The organism is Candidatus Frankia alpina (assembly GCF_902806485.1).
Lineage (GTDB): Bacteria > Actinomycetota > Actinomycetes > Frankiales > Frankiaceae > Frankia > Frankia alpina.
Genome location: NZ_CADCWT010000427.1, coordinates 1 through 2128, shown reverse-complemented (window position 1 = coordinate 2128; position 2128 = coordinate 1). Strand labels below are relative to the sequence as shown.

The window sequence follows — 2128 nt, the reverse complement described above, 5'->3', positions numbered from 1 at the left end:
ACAACCTAGAGTAACCAGTCAGCACGGAAGGTGACCTTCGCGCGGCCCTGGAGTGCAGGCGGAATGCCGAATCCTCCAGCAGTGCTACGAACTCGCCGTTCACGACCAGTGGCTCGCGATCGGCGAGGAAGATCTTGGCCACGTTTCTTCGGACCAGCTGGGTGCGTGCAAATTGGACTGAGGACCTTGGCAGCCTCAAGAAAACCCTCTCGATCATCCCACCAGCTAACGTTCGGAAATCCCCTGCTAATCGTTAGCGGGTGAGAGAAAACGATGATCTCGAGATCTTTCAGGGCGTCGGCCAGTGACCGCAGCTCGATGTCCGTCATTTATTACCCCCGTCGTTACTGTTCAGGTACCGTGTGACACGACTGGCGCCCGGATGCCGTCCCATTGCGTTGTGAACCCACGCTCAGGATCCGGGTCAATGCTCGGTGCTGGAGGCCCAGTCCTCGGCGAACGTCTCCGTCTCGGCGATGACGAGGTCGATCGCCTCCCGCGCCGCGTCGGGCGGGTAGCCGTGTCTGGCGAGCGGGCGCCTGATGATGGTGCGTATCCGCGCGCGGACGTCCTCACGTTTCGTCCAGTCGGTCGTCACGGACTTCCTGACCTGGACGACGAGGTCGCGCGCGATCTCGGCGAGCTTGTCGTCTCCCAGCTCCTCGACGGCGGAGGCGTTCTGCGCGACGGCGTCGTAGAACGCGAGCTCGTCGGCGGACAGCGGTGGCGTGAAGTGCCGGCCGCGGTCGCCTTCGGTGTTCACCTCCTGGGCCATCTCCGCCAGCTTGGCGAGGATCTCGGCGGCGCTCAGATGCTGGTTGCGGTAGGCGTTCATCAGCTCGACGATCCGGTCGGAGAAGCTGCGCTGGCGGACCAGGTTGTGCCGCGTGACCTGGCGCATGGTCTGTTCGATGGCGCGCCGTAGCGCCTCGATCGCGAGGTTCGGGGTCTTCGACGCCCGCAGCCGCTCCAGGTACGCCTCGTCGAGGTGCGAGAGGTCGGGCCGCTCGATCCCGGCCGCTTCGTACAGATCGGAAAGGTTTTCAACACCCTCAAGGGGAAGGGACACGGCCCCGGCGGCGGCGATTTCACGGACCTGGTTTCCGATGCCAAGAAGCTCGTCGACAAGCTCAGCGAGCTCCGATGATCACCTTCCGCTACCTCGACGTCGCCGACAGCCTCCTGCGGGAACGTCCAGACGAGATCGCCGGGCTGTGGCCGCGTGCGTGTGCGTGGCTGCTACGGCTCGCCCTCGAATCCGCCGTGGACGACCTATGGGCCCGTGAACGTCCGGCCGTCGCGCAGACCCCGATGCGCGCGCAGCTACTCAGTCTCCACTACCTTCGCGTGCTGGGCCCCGAGCCTCCCGCCACGGCGGAATACCTCTGGGAATCCCTGTCCCGCGCGGTTCACCACCACCCGTACGAGCTCTCACCGACCGCCACCGAACTGCGCCGCTGGCACCAGGACGTGCACGCGCTCGCCCTCACTCTGGGCTCACACCGGCCGGAACCCGATCCAGGCAAGCAGACAGGGTGATTCTGAGGAGCGGCTGAGCCGACGGAGAAGAGAACAGCGAAACCGTCCTCTGTGCCGCCTCGGCACCCTTGATTCAGCGTCTCTGTCGGTCGGCGGCATACCGGCGGGCTACCTGGGCCCGCCACGCGGCCACCGAGCCTCCCCCTTGGGCGGTCCGGACCGTCCACAAGCCGGCCACGTAGCAGGCGAACGCGGTCAGGGCGTCCGGTGTGACCGCCCAGCAGGCGAGGCCGGTCGCCCACTGTTCGGCGTCGGCCGGTTCGTGGCCGGCCCCGACAAGCCGGATCACCATGGACGCCGCATCGACCCAGCCAGCGGCGGCGGCGGGCCGCGCCCAATCCACGACCCGCACCACCGGGCCGTCAATGAGGAACTGTCCGCCGTGCAGGTCCATGTGGGTGAGCCGGTCCCCGGCAACCATCTGAGGCGCCGCGGCTGCGAGGGTGGCCGCGGCGGCCGCGTCCCAGCCGTCGAGTGCGCCCGTGGGCAGCGATTGGATCTCGTCCCACCAGTCCGCGCCGGACCAGCGGAGTTCGAGCGGACGCAACTCCGCCGCGGGAAGCGCCGCGATGCTTTCCACGGCTTTCCA

Annotated in this window: 2 protein-coding genes and 1 pseudogene; 1 reads left to right on the top strand and 2 read right to left on the bottom strand. The window is 67.2% G+C overall.

The window, feature by feature from the left end; genetic code table 11:
• Positions 1-424: 424 nt before the first annotated feature.
• A complete protein-coding gene (locus G6R25_RS23620; RefSeq protein WP_235949503.1) occupies positions 425-1069 on the bottom strand; it encodes a DUF3387 domain-containing protein in 645 nt (214 codons plus the stop codon).
• 74 nt (positions 1070-1143) lie between these two features.
• On the opposite strand from G6R25_RS23620, the gene G6R25_RS23615 reads away from it, so the two are divergent.
• Positions 1144-1539, top strand: a complete 396-nt coding sequence (locus G6R25_RS23615; protein WP_136449416.1) for a hypothetical protein — start codon at positions 1144-1146, stop codon at positions 1537-1539.
• 73 nt (positions 1540-1612) lie between these two features.
• Here G6R25_RS23615 and G6R25_RS23610 read toward each other — a convergent pair.
• Positions 1613-2128 (bottom strand): annotated as a pseudogene (locus G6R25_RS23610) (hypothetical protein); the annotation flags it as partial.

Excerpts from the sequence above, each read along its gene's own strand:
- G6R25_RS23615 (WP_136449416.1), top strand. The coding sequence starts at position 1,144 with ATGATCACCTTCCGCTACCTCGACGTCGCCGACAGCCTCCTGCGGGAA.